General features: G+C 58.9%; 15 protein-coding genes. 11 read left to right on the top strand and 4 right to left on the bottom strand.

The annotated features are described in order from the left end of the window. Window positions 1–31: 31 nt before the first annotated feature. Together PW789_RS11780 and PW789_RS11775 are read left to right on the top strand one after the other, a co-directional pair. Complete coding sequence (locus tag PW789_RS11780; RefSeq protein WP_299376375.1) at window positions 32–283, top strand: helix-turn-helix domain-containing protein; 252 nt, start codon at window positions 32–34, stop codon at window positions 281–283. Window positions 284–388: 105 nt separating this feature from the next. Then, window positions 389–955, top strand: coding sequence for a DNA-3-methyladenine glycosylase I (locus tag PW789_RS11775; protein ID WP_299376372.1), 567 nt, complete (start codon window positions 389–391; stop codon window positions 953–955). Between the two features lie 14 nt (window positions 956–969). Here the strand turns inward: PW789_RS11775 and PW789_RS11770 are convergent, their stop codons facing one another. Next, complete coding sequence (locus PW789_RS11770) at window positions 970–1,848, bottom strand: metallophosphoesterase (protein ID WP_299376369.1); 879 nt, start codon at window positions 1,846–1,848, stop codon at window positions 970–972. A gap of 72 nt (window positions 1,849–1,920) precedes the next feature. Between PW789_RS11770 and PW789_RS11765 the strand changes: the two genes are divergently transcribed. The 9 genes from PW789_RS11765 to PW789_RS11725 all read left to right on the top strand — a co-directional run bounded on the left by PW789_RS11765 (window position 1,921) and on the right by PW789_RS11725 (window position 10,352). Beyond that, entirely contained in the window at window positions 1,921–2,490 is a 570-nt protein-coding gene (locus PW789_RS11765; RefSeq protein ID WP_299376365.1) for an aminopeptidase P family N-terminal domain-containing protein, read from the top strand. Beyond that, the gene (locus tag PW789_RS11760) at window positions 2,480–3,007 is read left to right on the top strand and encodes a M24 family metallopeptidase (protein ID WP_299376362.1); all 528 of its coding nucleotides are present in this window, start codon (window positions 2,480–2,482) and stop codon (window positions 3,005–3,007) included. Before PW789_RS11765 ends, PW789_RS11760 begins: the two co-directional genes overlap by 11 nt. Before the next feature lie 37 nt (window positions 3,008–3,044). Next, window positions 3,045–3,539: an acetyl-CoA carboxylase biotin carboxyl carrier protein gene (accB, locus tag PW789_RS11755; RefSeq protein ID WP_299376355.1), complete on the top strand. Its 495-nt coding sequence runs from the start codon at window positions 3,045–3,047 to the stop codon at window positions 3,537–3,539. A gap of 38 nt (window positions 3,540–3,577) precedes the next feature. Then, the gene (gene accC / locus PW789_RS11750) at window positions 3,578–4,933 is read left to right on the top strand and encodes an acetyl-CoA carboxylase biotin carboxylase subunit (RefSeq protein ID WP_299376351.1); all 1,356 of its coding nucleotides are present in this window, start codon (window positions 3,578–3,580) and stop codon (window positions 4,931–4,933) included. A gap of 26 nt (window positions 4,934–4,959) precedes the next feature. Then, window positions 4,960–5,502: a hypothetical protein gene (locus tag PW789_RS11745; RefSeq protein ID WP_299376344.1), complete on the top strand. Its 543-nt coding sequence runs from the start codon at window positions 4,960–4,962 to the stop codon at window positions 5,500–5,502. Further along, entirely contained in the window at window positions 5,460–6,128 is a 669-nt protein-coding gene (gene thiE / locus PW789_RS11740) for a thiamine phosphate synthase (protein WP_299376339.1), read from the top strand. The genes PW789_RS11745 and thiE overlap by 43 nt, the downstream gene beginning before the upstream one ends. 63 nt (window positions 6,129–6,191) lie before the next feature. Beyond that, window positions 6,192–7,106: a glycosyltransferase family A protein gene (locus PW789_RS11735; protein ID WP_299376336.1), complete on the top strand. Its 915-nt coding sequence runs from the start codon at window positions 6,192–6,194 to the stop codon at window positions 7,104–7,106. 117 nt (window positions 7,107–7,223) lie between these two features. After that, window positions 7,224–8,726, top strand: a complete 1,503-nt coding sequence (locus PW789_RS11730; RefSeq protein WP_299377853.1) for an APC family permease — start codon at window positions 7,224–7,226, stop codon at window positions 8,724–8,726. A 24-nt stretch (window positions 8,727–8,750) separates the two neighbouring features. Beyond that, window positions 8,751–10,352: an amino acid permease gene (locus tag PW789_RS11725; RefSeq protein ID WP_299376331.1), complete on the top strand. Its 1,602-nt coding sequence runs from the start codon at window positions 8,751–8,753 to the stop codon at window positions 10,350–10,352. An 82-nt stretch (window positions 10,353–10,434) separates the two neighbouring features. Here the strand turns inward: PW789_RS11725 and PW789_RS11720 are convergent, their stop codons facing one another. The 3 genes from PW789_RS11720 to PW789_RS11710 all read right to left on the bottom strand — a co-directional run bounded on the left by PW789_RS11720 (window position 10,435) and on the right by PW789_RS11710 (window position 15,408). After that, entirely contained in the window at window positions 10,435–12,969 is a 2,535-nt protein-coding gene (locus tag PW789_RS11720; RefSeq protein ID WP_299376327.1) for a hypothetical protein, read from the bottom strand. A gap of 194 nt (window positions 12,970–13,163) precedes the next feature. Continuing rightward, window positions 13,164–13,919: an ABC transporter ATP-binding protein gene (locus PW789_RS11715; RefSeq protein ID WP_299376323.1), complete on the bottom strand. Its 756-nt coding sequence runs from the start codon at window positions 13,917–13,919 to the stop codon at window positions 13,164–13,166. A gap of 91 nt (window positions 13,920–14,010) precedes the next feature. Further along, entirely contained in the window at window positions 14,011–15,408 is a 1,398-nt protein-coding gene (locus tag PW789_RS11710; RefSeq protein WP_299376319.1) for an efflux RND transporter periplasmic adaptor subunit, read from the bottom strand. Window positions 15,409–15,534: the final 126 nt, after the last annotated feature.

Genomic DNA, 15,534 nt, shown 5'->3' with positions numbered 1-15,534 from the left:
TCTCTCTCAGGAATTGGAGCGTTCTTATCCGATGGCACCGATGACACAGACGGCACCGCGCGAAGTGATGGACATCCGGCAGGCGTCGGAGTATCTCGGCATCAGTGGTGATACTCTCTATCGCTACGCTTCGGAGGGCTTCATCCCTGCATTCAAGCTGGGTAATCGCTGGCGATTTAAGAAGTCGCTTCTGGATTCCTGGATGGACGAGAAGAGCGGCGTGGTCGCACCGGCTGCCCCTGTCGCTCCGAAGCAAAAGAAACCGGTCGCGCGCTCTCGCTGAATCTCTTTTCGCCGAAATATTTTTGAAGACAAGTCATGAGCACCATGCTGACAGCATTTGTCATGAGGGTGTGCAGCGTTGCGCTTTAGTAAGAATCTGAAACCCATGACGACAAAGCTACGTTGCGCCTGGGCGGAGAGCGATCCGCTGCTCCGCGACTATCACGATAAGGAATGGGGCAGGCCCGTCCACGACAGCCGCGAGATGTGGGAGACGCTGATGCTGGAGGGATTTCAAGCAGGTCTCTCCTGGCTGATCGTGCTGCGTAAGCGTGAAGGGTTCCGCAAGGCGTTCCATGGCTTCGATCCTGTCAAGGTCGCTCGTATGACGGCCAGCGATGTGGAGCGGCTGATGCAGGACCCCGAGATCATCCGGGCAAGGGCAAAGATTGAAGCCACAATCACCGGTGCGCAGATCTTTCTTGCGATGAAGCGTGAAGGAGAGGATTTCGCAAAGCTGATTTGGGGGATGGCGGGCGGCAAGCCCATGGTGAATACGACCGGCGCGGTCTACACCAGGACCGCCCTCAGCGAAGAGATTTCAAAAGCCCTGAAGAAAAAGGGCTTCAAGTTCGTCGGTCCTGTCATCGTCTATGCCTGGCTGCAGGCCGTGGGAATCGTAGAAGACCACTCTTCGCAATGCTTCAGAAAAAGCATCAAGAAGAAGCTGTAAGACTAACTATCCATTCATCTTGGAAGCAGCGTGTGAAGGGTGATCTCCGGGGGGCAGTTGAAGCGGAAGGGAAGGCCCACCGCTCCAATACCGCGGTTGACGTAAAGCTGCATGTGGCCGAGCCGGAAGTGCCCCTCGACGTACTTCTGCCCCATCGGCGGCAGAATCAGGGGGCCATAAAACGGCATGCGGACCTGGCCTCCATGCGAATGTCCGGAGAGCATTAAATCGACAATATTTCCGCGAGGATGGGCGACAACTCTGTCGGCGTAGTCCGGTTCGTGAACCATGAGGATGACCGGCACATCGGGATTCTCCGGCAACGTCTTATCGAGGTCGGGATGACCGGCCGCAATATCGTCGGTCCCGGCCAGCCAGAGGCGTGAGCTGCCGCGTTCGATGGCGACGTAGCGATTGACCAGCACGGGGATCTTTGCCGTGGCCAGGGCATCGATAACCAGCTGCGAATTGACGGAGGCGTCATGGTTGCCCAGGATCGCGTATGTCTGAGGTGCCTTCAGGGTGCTCAAGATCTCTGCGCAGCGATACGCCGCGTGGTTGCTCGCAAGGAAGGTCAGCGATCCACGGGTGATGAAGTCTCCTGTGGCTAGAACCAGATCCGGTTTCAGGTCATTAACCCGCTTGACGACATATTCCAGAAAGAGCGGCTCGGTGAACTCATCCAGGTGAATGTCCGAGATCTGGGCGATGCGGAATCCATGGAATGCCGCAGGCAGGTTGTCGATCCGGATGCTCGTTTCGACCTTGTCGATAACGTGACGTTCGATCTCGCCTGCGTAGAAGGCAAGTCCAGCGGCAGTAACGCCTGAACCCAGAATGAAGTTACGGCGTGTGAGCCTGAACGGCGCGGAGTCGCTCCGGGGAGAAGACATAGTCCATGATAACGGGTCAGATGCTCAATCTCCTTGCCGCACAGAGGGCCTTGCTTGAGTAGAATCAAAGGGATGAACTTTGACGTACGGAAGAGGAAAGCGGCTCGCGCAGCGAAGGCAGCCGGGATGGATGGGTTGCTGATTACCCATCTGCCGGACGTCCGGTATCTCTCAGGATTTACTGGCTCCAACGCCGTTCTGGCCTTCTCCGGTGGCAGGGCTGTGCTGTTGACCGATGGTCGTTATACCGTTCAGGCCAAGGCAGAAGCTGTCGGCACTCGCGTCATTATTGCGACAAAACCAGTGCTGTCCGCTGCCTGCGAGTGGCTGGTGGAGGCTGGAGTCTCGCGTTGCGGCTTCGATGCTTCTCATACCACCGTCTCCGCGCTGGAATCGATGCAGAAAGCGGTCCCGGCAAAGCAGCGTCGTGGAATGTTTTCCGCCGTTGAGCCGATTGTGGCGCGTTTGCGCGAGGTCAAGGACGCTGACGAGATCGCCAGGATTCGCAAGTCGGCACTTTTGGGCTGCAGCCTCTTCGACGGAATGCTCGAGTTTCTTCAGGCCGGACTGAAGGAGTTTCAGGTCGCCGCGGCAATTGGAATATCGGGCGCGTCTGGCTGGGGCGGAAGCCATGTCTTTTGAGACGATTGTGGCCTCCGGGGAGCGAAGCGCCCTCCCCCACGGCCGGGCCAGCGAGGCAAAGCTGCCAAAGAGAGGTTTTGTCACCATGGACTTCGGCGTTGTGGTCGACGGCTATATGAGTGATATGACCCGCACCGTGCACCTCGGACGCGCACTTGAAGGCGAGCGGGAAGTGTATGATGCGGTTTTGGAAGCGCAAAAGGCCGCCGTTTCGGCGGTCGCACCGGGCGTCACTGCGGGCGAGATCGATGAGGCCGCCAGAGGCGTTCTGCGGCGCGCCGGGCTGGACCAGTTCTTTACGCACTCTACCGGGCACGGCGTAGGGCTGGAGATTCACGAGGGGCCAAGACTAGCTGCGAAACAAACGCAGAAGTTGGAGGCTGGAATGGTGATCACGATCGAACCGGGTGTTTACATGCCCGGAAAGTTCGGTCTGAGGATCGAGGATATGGTGCTGGTGACGGCCACGGGCGGCGAAGTGCTTACGCCCAGCGTCAAAGCATGGATTGAGCTGTAAGAACAGAGGAGTGCCGGCAACAGGCACAGGAGAGACGATGGACGGATCAAAGATGCAGGAGCTGCGAGAACTGGTCGAATTTCTGAAGGCGAACGAGATCGCCGAGTTCGACATGGAACAGGCCGATCTGAAGGTGAGGATCAAGTTTGCCGGTGATCCGGCAGCGGCGGCGAGCAGTTTTGACCTGGCTCAACTGAGCCGCCTGATGGCCTCGGCTCCGGCCGCAGGAGCGGCTCCCGTGGCTGCAGCTGCAGCCCACACCGCGGCCGCGCCGGCGCAGGCAGAAGAGAAGCTGCACGAGGTGAAGTCTCCCATCGTTGGCACCTTCTACGAGTCGCCTGCACCGGGAGCATCCGCGTTTGTGCAGATCGGCGATCAGGTTGAGGTTGGCCAGGTGCTCTGCATCGTGGAGGCCATGAAGCTGATGAACGAGATCGAGTCCGATGTCGCTGGTGAGGTCGTCAAGCGTATCGGCGTCAGCGGTCAGCCGGTCGAGTATGGCCAGCCGCTGTTTGCGATCCGCCCGCGGTAATCACTCACACGCAAATCGACGGAAGGCATCAGGGATCTATGTTTCGTAAGGTATTGATTGCAAATCGTGGGGAGATCGCGCTGCGCGTGATCAGCGCCTGTAAGGAGATGGGCATCCGTACGGTTGCCGTGTACAGCGAGGCCGATAGAAACTCGCTGCACGTGAAGTTTGCCGATGAGGCCATCTGCATCGGGCCGCCACGTTCGGCGGAGAGCTACCTCAACGTGCCTGCGGTCATCTCTGCGGCCGAGATCGCCGATGTGGACGCCATCCATCCGGGCTATGGCTTGTTGAGCGAAAACGCCAACTTCGCCGAGGTATGCCGCGCGTCGAACATCAAATTCATCGGGCCTCCTCCCGAGGTGACGCGCATGATGGGCGAGAAGTCCACGGCGCGGCAGACGATGAAGAAGGCCAAGGTGCCGATCCTTCCGGGATCGGATGGCATCATCGCTAGCGAAGGTGAGGCGTTGGAGTGGGCCAAGAGTGTTGGCTATCCGGTGATCCTCAAGGCGGTTGCCGGTGGTGGCGGTCGCGGCATGCGTATCTGCCGCAATGCGGCAGAACTTCCGGGGCTTTACAACCAGGCTTCGACGGAGGCGGCTGCGGCGTTCGGCAACGGCGATCTGTACATGGAGAAGTTCATCGAGCGGCCGCGCCACATCGAGTTCCAGGTGCTGGCTGACGAGCACGGCAACGTGATGTCGCTGGGTGAGCGCGAGTGTTCGATTCAGCGCCGCCACCAGAAGCTGATCGAAGAGGCTCCGAGCCTTCAGATCACGCCGAAGCTGCGCGAGGAGCTGGGCAAGACGATCAAGAAGTCGCTCGAGAATATCGGCTACTGGAACGCCGGAACCATCGAGTTCCTGATGGATGAAGACGGCAAGATCTACTTCATCGAGATGAACACCCGCATTCAGGTGGAGCACTGTGTCACCGAGATGGTCACCGGCATCGATCTGGTGAAGGCGCAGTTGCGCATCGCCGCGGGCGAAAAGCTGAACTCGATCGTGACCAGCCCCGTTGAGATTCGCGGCCATGCCATCGAGTGCCGCATCAACGCCGAGCACCCGGAGAAGTTCACCCCCAGCGCTGGCAAGATTACGGCGTTCAACGTACCGGGAGGCAATGGCGTTCGTGTCGATACGGCCCAGTACTCCGAAGGCATCGTGCCGCCCTACTACGACTCGATGATCGCCAAGCTGATCTGCCACGGCAAGGATCGCGAAGAGGCAATGAATCGCATGCAGCGTGCTCTCAGCCAGTTTGTGGTGCAGGGCATTCATACGACGATTCCGCTGCACCAGAAGATCTTCGCCGATGAGGAGTTCCGCTCCGGTAAGTTCGACACGAAGTTCATGGAGCGGTTCCTGGAACGGCAAAAAGAAGCCTGAGGGGCTCGAGACGGATGAGAGCGTTCGTGCGGCGGAATGTTGTCCGGTTGCTCTGTATCGCTGTGCTGGCCGTGCCTGTCGTGACGGCTGTCGCACAGCTTCCGATGCCCCAGACTTCGCAGAATGCTGAGACGCCTTCTCCTCTTGAATCGATCGCATGGATGGCAGGGAGCTGGGTTGCGGACGCGAAGCCGCCCGGAAATGGAAAAGCTTCCCGGGTGCTGACGCGGTTTACACCGCAGCTTGATGGCCGGATGATGGCTATGGAGACCAGCGTCGACGGGCAGCCGGTCTACGCTGGAATGTACGCATACGACCCTGCGAAGAAGACCATCACCTTCTGGTACGTTACCCCGAGCGGAGAGTCGATTCGTGGAACGGTCATGCCTCATGCAGACGATCAGCTTTATGACATCGTCATGACGCTGGTCAACGGTATCGAACTGCACTTTCAGACCAAGGTCCACCGCATCGACATGGATCATTACACCTGGGCACTCTTCACCACCATCAACAAGGGGGCGACGTGGGACAAGCTCTTCGAGGTCGAGTACCACCGGGTTCCCTGAGCCTGCCTCGTCTTTATCCGATCGTTGATGCGGAGACGCTGCGATCACGGGGTATCGCACTCGATCACTATGTGGCCGAGCTGCGCGATGCCGGAGTGACCCTGCTGCAATATCGCGACAAGACGGGCAGCCAGGAGGAGATCCTGAGAAATGCCCGCATCATCGCGGATCTCTTCCGCGGCATCGAAAGCACTCTGATCCTGAACGACGATCCCGTGCTGGCGATGCTCTCCGACTGGAACGCGGTTCACGTCGGTCAGGGCGACACGAAGATTGGCGATGCTCGTGTGGTGCTTCCGCCGGAGGGTCTTATCGGCTGCTCCACGCATATCGATCAGCAGGTCGCGGAGGCAGACGTCGCGGGAGCTGATTACATTGCCATCGGACCGGTCTTTGCGACCAGTACCAAGGCTGATGCAGAGCCTGTCGTCGGTCTGGAAGGTGTCCGGAGCGCCCGTCTGCTGACCTCGCGTCCACTGGTGGCTATCGGCGGTATCGCGGTTGAAAATGCTCGGGCAGTCATCGAGGCGGGTGCCGATTCGGTTGCCGTGATCAGCGCGCTGATCCGCAACGACGCCACCCCCGGTGAGATGGTCGCACGATTTATGGAAGAGATCTCTGCCTGATCCAAGCGGCCATTTGCTATCCTCGGCAAGGCGCATCAATTCCAGCTATGGAAAGAGAGATGGATGGCAGTCTTTGAGGCCGAGTCGCTCGGCGCGGGATCGGTAACCGTCATCATCCCGGCGTATAACGCAGAGCGATTCATCCGGCGTTCGATCGATAGCGCCCTCAAGCAGACCTATGCCGTGAGCCAGATCATCGTCATCGACGATGGCTCGAAGGATGCTACCCGCCAAATTCTCTCAGAGGAGTTCGCTGGGCGAGTCACCCTGATCGAACAGCAGAACGGTGGCCCAGCCAAAGCACGCAACGCAGGCCTGCGCATCGCAACCGGAGAGTACATCGCATTTCTGGATGCCGATGACTGGTGGGAGCTTGACAAGATCGCGGAGCAGCTTCGCGTTCTCTCTGCCAGCCCTCAGGCAATCGGCAACTACACGGGGTTGCGGGTGGTTAGTGAGACCGAAGAGTTGCTTGCTGACCTCGATCCGGTCGTTCCTTCAAATCTGAATGAGACCTTCCGCTGGTGCAATCCGGGAGTTCCACCATCTTCGGTTCTGCTGAGGAGAAGCGCACTGGAGAAGCTTGACCATGGCTATGACGAGAGATTGCGCGGCAGCGAAGACTGGAATCTCTGGTTCCGGCTCATCAAGTTTGGTTCGTTTTGTATCTGCCCCGAGCCGTTGACCGATTACGTCTCCAGCGCCGGCGGCTTGAGCGGCGATGCCGATCATATGTTCGGCGACTTTATGAAGATGCTCGACGATACGCTGCTTGCCGGACAAAGCGGCCTGCGTCGCGCGATCTGGCGGCGGCGCATCCTTAGCTACCAGGCCTTCAAGGCTTGCCTGACCGCTCGCGCCGCGGGAAATAAAGTTGCCGAGCGGTCGTACATGATGCGTTCGATTGCGGAGTGGCCCTCGCCGTTCTGGGCTTCCGAGAGGTTTCGCTACTTCGCCGTGACTGCGATGCGGACCTGATACATTTGCGTCGTAGGCGAGACAATCGCCGTCATTTACGGTAGAACAGACTTCAACGTGAAAACTTCAGAAGAGAAACTTGTGGGGATCCCGCAGCAGCCGCAGTTTATCCAGGGCATGGGCCTCTTTTCTGCGACCGCCATCGTCATGGGGTCGATGATCGGGTCGGGCATCTTTATCGTCTCCGCCGAGATGTCCCGCACGCTGCAGTCGCCGGCACTTTTGATTGCGGCATGGCTGGTCACTGCCGTGATGACGATCATCGGAGCGCTCAGCTATGGCGAACTGGCAGCGATGATGCCTAAAGCGGGTGGTCAGTACGTCTACCTGCGTGAGTCGCTCGGCCCTCTCTGGGGTTTTCTGTATGGATGGACGCTCTTCCTCGTCATCCAGACCGGAACCATCGCCGCGGTGGGCGTCGGATTTGGAAAGTTTCTCGGCATCTTTTTCCCCTCGATCGGTACGACAAACTGGATCTGGCATATCGCCCGCGTCCCGGCATGGCATGTGGGGCCGATGGTCCTTGGCAACATGGATCTTGGGATCAACACGGCGAACCTGGCCGCGATCGCGATCATCACACTGCTTACGGTCCTTAACACCCGTGGCGTAAAGATGGGCGCTGCGATTCAGAACCTCTTCACTTCGGCCAAGGTTCTGGCTCTGGCTGCAGTCGTGTTCGTCGGAATCGTCGTTCGCGATCCGCAGGCGATCGCCGCAAACTTCGGCGCTGGCTGGAAGAACTTCTGGGCAGGTTCGGGATGGCATGCGCTGCATCCCTCGCAGCCGGGCGGCACGGAGATGGTCGGCATCCTTACCCTGATCGCCGTCGTGCAGGTCGGCTCCCTCTTCAGCGCCGATGCCTGGAACAACGTAACCTTCACGGCAGGAGAGATCAGGAACCCGAAGCGCAACTTGCCGCTTTCTCTCACGATTGGCACCGGCGTCGTTCTTCTGCTCTACATCCTCTGCAACTTCGTCTACCTGAGTGTTCTGCCCATGGCCGGCGATCCTCATGGTACGACGGTCCTTGCCCGAGGTATCCAGTATGCGCAGGAGGATCGTGTTGCCACGGCCGTCATGGAGCGGGCGTTCACCGGTTATGGCGCCAGGCTGATGGCTGTTGCCATTCTGATCTCTACCTTTGGCTGCGCCAACGGCATGATCCTCGCCGGGGCGCGCGTCTACTATGCGATGAGCCGGGATGGACTGTTCTTCAAATCGGTTGGAACGCTCAGTGAAAAGTCGAAGACCCCAGTCAATTCGCTATGGGTGCAGTGGGCATGGACCTGCCTGTTATGCATCTCCGGCAGCTACGGTCAATTGCTGGATTACGTGATCTTCGCGGTCCTGGTCTTCTACATCCTGACGATCATCGGCCTGTTTGTTTTGAGGCGAACAAAGCCTGACGCTGCAAGACCTTACAGGGCATTTGGATACCCTGTTCTGCCGGGTCTTTACATCGTTATGGCCTCATTCATTTGTCTTGTACTATTGCGATACAAGCCTCAATATACGTGGCCCGGCCTGATCCTCGTTCTGCTCGGTGTTCCGGTGTATCTGGTATGGAGGCGTCGCGGCGTCGTTCCTGTCGCATCGACAGAGACGGCCGGTACGTAGACGCGCAAAGGAGAGACTGGGAACATGTCGAAGCTATTTGCAACAAAAACGATGGATGTCCTCATGGAGGAGGCGCATGCCGAGGGCGAACATACTCTGGAGCGAGCCCTTGGGCCGTTTCAGCTAACGGCCCTGGGAGTCGGTGCTGTCATTGGTGCCGGTATCTTTGTCCTGGCGGGTCTGGGAGCGCACTACGCTGGTCCCGGCCTGATGCTTTCCTTCGTGCTGAGCGGCCTGGGCTGTGCCTTTGCGGGTCTCTGCTATGCAGAGTTTGCCGCGATGATTCCCCTGGCCGGATCGGCGTATACCTATGCCTACGCCACCCTTGGCGAACTGATCGCATGGATCATCGGTTGGGACCTGACGCTTGAATACGCCATGGGAGCCAGCACCGTAAGCTCCGGCTGGTCGAATAACTTCGTTGAGCTATTAGAGGTCTTCCACGTCAAGTTCCCGCTGTGGCTGGCCTACGATCACTGGACCGGTATGCGGAAAGCGACGGAGTTCGTCGCTCGCGATGTGATGTCTGCGAATTATGCCTCGCTCGCACCTGGATCGCAGGAGTACATCAAGCAGATGGCGGCGATCGTTGCCGCACCAACAGCGGACATGGTTGCGCGAGCGCACACCTTACTGGGAGCGCCGGTGCTCTTCGGCCGTGAGATCGGGTTCAATCTTCCAGCTCTTTTGATCGCCCTCGTCATCACGACGATTCTGGCGATCGGGATCAAGGAGTCGGCGAAGTTCAACTCCACGATCGTCGTCGTCAAGGTGGCCGTCGTCCTCTTCGTACTTGGTCTCGGAGCCAAGTACGTCCATCCCGGAAACTGGGGAAACAACTGGTCGACCTTCGCTCCCTTTGGCTTGAGCGGCATCGGTGCCGGAGCGGCCTACATCTTCTTTGCGTATATCGGATTCGACGCCGTGTCGACGACGGCGCAGGAGGCCAAGAATCCGCAGCGCGATCTGCCGATCGGCATGATCGCCTCGCTGACGGTCTGCACGCTGCTGTACATCGGCGTGGCGGCGGTTCTCACCGGCATGGTGCCGTGGCAGTCGGTCAACATCGAAGCGCCTATTGCCCGCGCCTTTCTTGACCGCGGCTTGAACTGGGCGAGTGACATCATCGTGGTCGGAGCCCTTGCCGGACTGACCAGCGTGATGCTGGTCATGTTGCTTGGCCAGACTCGAGTTCTCTACGCCATGGCCAGCGATGGCCTGCTGCCGAAGAAGTTCTTCGCCGAGGTCCACCCGCGCTTCCGCACTCCGTTCAAGAACACCTTCCTGGTCGGCACCCTGGCCGGGATCGTCGGTTCGGTCACGCCGATCGACGACATCGGAAAGATGGTCAATATTGGAACGTTGTTGGCCTTCGTTATTGTCTGCATTGCCATCATCGTTCTTCGCCGGACCGAGCCTGACAAAGAACGTCCCTTCCGTACGCCGTGGGTTCCGTTCATTCCGGTCATGGGCATCCTGTTCAACGGCTACATGATGATCAAGCTAGGCTGGCTGAACTGGGCGCGCCTGATCGTATGGTTGGCCATCGGTCTTGTTGTCTACTTCAGCTATAGCGTGAAGCACAGCAAGGTCAGGCAGCGGTTGGAAGGAAAGGTCGGCGTCTAAGCGCGAACCGAAGCAGAGGAATCAACAAGAAGAGGCTCCCATCGTGGGAGCCTCTTCTTGTTGATTCATAAAATCGAACGGCTTAGTGTGCCTGCGGAGCAGGGGACTGCTGTTGTGGAGGAGGCGTCGATGCCGCCGGCACGGTGGACGGAGTTTCCGGGGCAGGCGTCGCGGCAGGAGGCGGAGCCGCTACGGCTGGAGCAGGAGTTGGGGCAGGTTGCGTTCCGCGCTGAATCTGAACCGGAAGGTTTACCAGGTTGGACGACTCTGGTTCATCCCGCAATTTCAGATAGAAACCCGATTTGGGTGGACGAGGCAGATTGATTGTATTGCCGACAAAGCCTTCGGGCACGTCGACAGGAGTCGTGAATGCCGAGTCGATCGCGACTGCATCAACCAGGTAAAGGCTCGACCCGGTAAGCGTGCATCCTGCGGAGGGATCGCTGGGGCAGTGAATGTTGTCCAGTGATGGCAGGCGCACCAGCGTCGCCAGCGGAATCCAGTCCCCAGCGGTGCCGTCCGGGGACACGGGTCTCAGACGCAACGGACCGAAGCCGGAGGTCCCGAAGCTCTTGAGTGGATCGAGCGTACCCAGGATCGTGTGCGAGTTCTGCAGGATCAGGCTACCGGACGAGACACTGAGCGTGGTGTGCAGGGCATCGTCCGGCGAGGCGATCTCAATCTTCGAGTCACGCGGAAAGGCGTTCTGCGAACGGAGCGCGAAGGTGAGTTTCTGATCGATGGGAAGATCGTCTGCGTTGGCCAGATGGATCGGCGAGTTACCACCCTTGCCGATGCTCTTGTTGAGCAGGGTGACGGTGGGGCGTGGCGGAGCAACGGTAATGGGAAGTGTCAGAGTGCGTCCGTCACGGAGGGAAACGTGACCGATCAGATGATCGCCTGCCTGCATCTTCGGAGCCTGGTCCGAGGGGGCTGCTGTCAGCGTCAGCGTCTGCCCGTGTTCCGCTGCAGCTGGATCGCCCACTGGGTGGAAGGCGAGATTGTCGATCGTGAGCTGTTTGACCTGATCGAGGCTGGTGCCGTTGAGCAGGGCAGTCGTGTCTCCAGCGTGCAGCGCCAGTGCGTTCAGTTGGGCTGGTTCAGAAAAGGTCTGCGCGGACACGGAGGATACCGCATCCGAGCCGTACTGGTGCACGTCGAGATGCAGGGAGCCTGGGTCGATGGACTTGAGCGAGAGGGTCACGTCCACAACGCTGGCACCCTTTTCCGATGGCTTCCACTGAACATCGATAATGCGGCCTGACGGACGCTCTACGGAGATCTTTTCGATGCAGGCCGTGCCAGTGGAGACCAGTGTCAGATGGTTGTCGCGGCCCGCGATCAGCGGGCCATCCGAAGAGAGCTTCCAGCCCGTACCATTGAAGTCCTGCAAGGGAAGTGTCGGACCGGTGAACTGATCAAAGCCCCAATAGCCGACGATGGTTCCTGAGACCGGGGTGTGAGGCGCGGTTGGATCGCTGGGCGATTTTGAGGTGCCGGAGTCGTCCTTTCCAGAGACCGGAGGAGCCATTGGTTCCGCGCCCGGTGTTGGCAGCAGTTTGCGTCCCTTTTCCGGAGCAATAACGAGGCCACCTTTGTAAGCATCTGCCACGAGCGGAATATCCGGCCGCGGCGAGCCACCTGTTACATGCAGGTAGAGGTCATGGGCAAAGGCCGTGGAGAAGACCAGTGGAGCGCCTTCTACCGGAACAGCCACCCTCGGCTCCAGCAGGCAGGTGATGTGTTTGGGATCGGATGCACGCAGTGGCGGAGGAACCGCCTTCTGAATGGCCGGAAGACCGATAACGATAACCGACTTTGGATTATGAAACGAGGGCGGCGTGTTCAGTCGCAGATTCATCTGCTCCTGCTGCGGGAAGGCGATGGCAGGAATGTATTGGTATTGCGCCGTGTGCAGATTACTGGTCAGACGGATCAGGTCGACGACGGCTCCAACATAGGCGGAGTACATGCCGGCACCAGCCATCCCCGTATAGGAGGCCTGATTGATGAAGTCTGAGGCTGATCCATTCGAGAGCAGAGAAGCAACGGTCTGCCCGTGGCCGTCGTCAAGCAGCGTCTGGCTGCCTGTCTGCGTAAGGCAGCTGAACTGCTGGTCGGCCGGTTTCTTGAAACAATCCGCGTTGGGTTTTAGATTGAGCGTGCGAGACAGTAGTGTGGAGTGCTCTTGAAGGGCCTTGGCATCGTCTGGAGGCACATCCTTGATCAGGTCGAGGTATTTCTCAATTCGCTGCTGCTCAAAACCTGCCTCGGAGAGATCCTGCGAGGCGCGAACGAAGATGCCTGGCCGTCCCTGGACCGCGGAGCGAAGCGTTGTATAGTCTCCACCTGTCTCCGGCGCCAGGAAGAGGATCGCCTGCTGGGCCTCATCGGGAACCGTGATGGTAACGCCCTCTTCGCGAACCTTCTTGTTCCAGGTCTCGATCTTGGTAAACCAGGTCTCCGGGGGAGGATTGGTGGTTCCCCTCAGAAATACCGAGACGAGCAGGTAATGGACCGACTGGGTGCGCGGCAGGTCGGCAAAGAGCCAAAGCTTATCGCCGGGCTGAAGGTTGGGGACCGAAGCGATCGGCAGCGTCTTGCCGTTCCGGGTCACACGGACATCAACGCGTGGGCCCGTTAGGTCAAAACGCGCCGGGCCGTCCGCAAGTGCAGCGGCGGACCCGAGAAAAAATACAGATAATGCAAGAGACGCAGCTTTCAGACGACCGCAAAATAAGGCCATGATTCCATCTTAGACGGCAGAAACCCGCTGATCGGATGCAAATCCGTTGAAACCTGTAAGGTGCTCTATTGATTACGAATCCGACCGGAGGCCTGATCGCTGGCAATAACGCCGTCCCGGATAGTGACGATACGATCTGCAAATTCCGCGATGTCGGGCTCATGGGTGACCAGAACGATCGTATTGCCCTTGGAGTGGAGTTCGTCGAACAGGGCCATAATCTCGTCACCAGTCTTCGAATCGAGGTTTCCCGTGGGCTCGTCCGCAAGGATAATCGAGGGATTGTTGATCAGCGCCCTGGCGATGGCCACGCGCTGGCGCTGACCTCCAGATAACTCATTTGGCTTGTGCAGCATGCGGGTTCCCAGGCCAACGCTTTCGAGCGCAGATTTTGCACGTTCCTCGCGCTCTCCAGCCGGGGTGCCGTTATAGATCAACGGAAGCTCCACATTGTGCAGTGCCGTGGCGCGCGCCAGCAGATTGAACGTCTGGAAGACGAAGCCAATCTCCTTGTTGCGGATGCGGGCCAGTTCGTCGTCGTTCAGCTCGGAGACGTCATGCCCGTTGAGCCAGTACTTTCCCTGGGACGGCGAGTCGAGGCAGCCGATCAGGTTCATCAGCGTCGACTTTCCCGATCCTGACGGACCCATGATGGCAACGTACTCATTGTGACGAATACGAAGGTTTACGCCGCGCAGGGCATGGACCTCCTGGTCGCCCATCTCATAGGTCTTCCAGAGGTTATCGGTAACGATGACCTCGCCTGCCTGCGGTCCTGTTGCGCGGGCGATTCTCGTTTCCACTGCTGTATCGATAGCCATCCGGTTCTCCGGTCCGTTCGCTTACAAGAATAGTACGTTTCTTCAGGCAATACGCCTGAAACTGCCGATCGGTTCCGCTGGAAATAGCCCGTCAGGATTTGTCTGTCTCTGTCTCCGGAGTATTGTCCCGTTTCACCGTAATTCCGCTTTTAAGGGCGCGCAGAACTTTGTAGCGGCCGATGACGATCTCATCTCCCGGTTTCAGCCCGCCGAGAACCTGAATGTCGGTCGCGCCCGTGATCCCGGTCTTAATCGGGACAAACACCACACGCACCTTCTTCTTCTGCTGTTGAAGCAGATAAACACCCTGCACCGATGGCCCTTTGGCAGGAGCCGCGCCGCTGGCTGCAACGATGTTTGTTGCGGACGGCTTGCCATCGTTTGCCGCCAGCTCTTTTTCAGCCTCGGGCACGCGCTGCACGAGGGACTGGATGGGAATCGTCAGGACATCCTTCTCGTGCGCCGTCGTGATCTTTGCCGTCGCTGAAAGGCCGGGTTTGAGGTCATCCGAGGTCTCGTCGAGCGTAACGACAACCTTAAAATCCTTGGCCTCTTCGGTGCCTGTGGTGGATTGGCTGGTGGCGAGACCCGTAGTGCGAAGAAGCGCCTGATCCCCAACCTCGGTGACATGTCCTCTGAAGACGCGGCCGGGAAGGGCATCGATGGTCACGTCTGCCGGCTGGTTGAGCCGCACGTTGACGATGTCCGTCTCGTCCACTTTAACCTCAGCCGTGATGACGCTCATATCGGCAAGAGTCATCAGCGTAGAGCCCTCGGCGTTCTGGATGCCGACGACGACGGTCTCGCCTTCGCGTACCGGGACGTTCGTAACAAGGGCGTCAAACGGGGCGCGGCTCTGTGTGAGGCCGAGGGAGTAGTCGTTGCCTCGTAGCGTCGCGACTGCCTGATCCACGTGGCCGCGAGCGGACGCTGTCTGCGCCTTTGCCTGTGCTACGGCCGCAATGCGCTGTTGCAGAGTGGCATCTGAGACGTCGAAGGCAGCTTTCTTGGCGTCGAAGTCCTGCTTGGCGATCAGCTTTTCGTCATAAAGTGCGCGAGCGCGGCCGAAGTCGAACTTCTTCTGCTCGAGATCGGCCTTGGCCTGTTCCACATTGGCCTCGGCTGTCCGTTCGGCGGCGACGTAGGAGTCAACGTCGGTTTTGGACGCAGCGATGGTGGCGTGCTGGGCCTGGACGGCCGAGGCGGGCTGTTCGCTCTCCACCGTAGCCACAAGCTGGCCCTGCTTTACGTGATCGCCTTCTTTGACGTTCAGCTTGGTGATGCGCCCGAAGGCTGTGGCTCCCACGTTGACGTAGGTCTTGGGTTTAATCTGGCCGGTTCCGTTCACGATGGAGACGAGATCCTGCCGAACGGCCTTTCCGGTTGCGACCTTGGTAACGGAGCCCTGGCTGTGCATGATGGTGCCGATGACGATTCCAGCCAGAACGATGACTGCGACAGTGATCAGTATGATTTTCTTTTTGCTCATCTGGAGTTATCTTTGCACTGCTTTGTGCGGGCCTTGCTTGATTTAGCCCTCTAGGCGGCGGCCCTTCCCGGATAGGCACACGCCGCGTGTTTCATTTAAAGGCTGGGCATAGATACGGATTCCTGT

It is taken from the genome of Edaphobacter sp., assembly GCF_028283685.1.
In the GTDB taxonomy this organism is placed as follows: Bacteria; Acidobacteriota; Terriglobia; order Terriglobales; family Acidobacteriaceae; genus Edaphobacter.
Note: the sequence above shows the minus strand (reverse complement) of the source record. Positions and strands in the feature narration are given on the sequence as shown.

Bases quoted from the DNA above. Each gene is read 5' to 3' on its own strand.
- PW789_RS11710 (WP_299376319.1), bottom strand. From the start codon at position 15,408: ATGAGCAAAAAGAAAATCATACTGATCACTGTCGCAGTCATCGTTCTG.
- accB (WP_299376355.1), top strand. From the start codon at position 3,045: ATGGACGGATCAAAGATGCAGGAGCTGCGAGAACTGGTCGAATTTCTG.
- PW789_RS11725 (WP_299376331.1), top strand. From the start codon at position 8,751: ATGTCGAAGCTATTTGCAACAAAAACGATGGATGTCCTCATGGAGGAG.
- PW789_RS11775 (WP_299376372.1), top strand. From the start codon at position 389: ATGACGACAAAGCTACGTTGCGCCTGGGCGGAGAGCGATCCGCTGCTC.
- accC (WP_299376351.1), top strand. From the start codon at position 3,578: ATGTTTCGTAAGGTATTGATTGCAAATCGTGGGGAGATCGCGCTGCGC.
- PW789_RS11735 (WP_299376336.1), top strand. From the start codon at position 6,192: ATGGCAGTCTTTGAGGCCGAGTCGCTCGGCGCGGGATCGGTAACCGTC.
- PW789_RS11730 (WP_299377853.1), top strand. From the start codon at position 7,224: ATGGGCCTCTTTTCTGCGACCGCCATCGTCATGGGGTCGATGATCGGG.
- PW789_RS11780 (WP_299376375.1), top strand. From the start codon at position 32: ATGGCACCGATGACACAGACGGCACCGCGCGAAGTGATGGACATCCGG.
- PW789_RS11770 (WP_299376369.1), bottom strand. From the start codon at position 1,848: ATGTCTTCTCCCCGGAGCGACTCCGCGCCGTTCAGGCTCACACGCCGT.
- PW789_RS11760 (WP_299376362.1), top strand. From the start codon at position 2,480: ATGTCTTTTGAGACGATTGTGGCCTCCGGGGAGCGAAGCGCCCTCCCC.
- PW789_RS11765 (WP_299376365.1), top strand. From the start codon at position 1,921: ATGAACTTTGACGTACGGAAGAGGAAAGCGGCTCGCGCAGCGAAGGCA.
- PW789_RS11715 (WP_299376323.1), bottom strand. From the start codon at position 13,919: ATGGCTATCGATACAGCAGTGGAAACGAGAATCGCCCGCGCAACAGGA.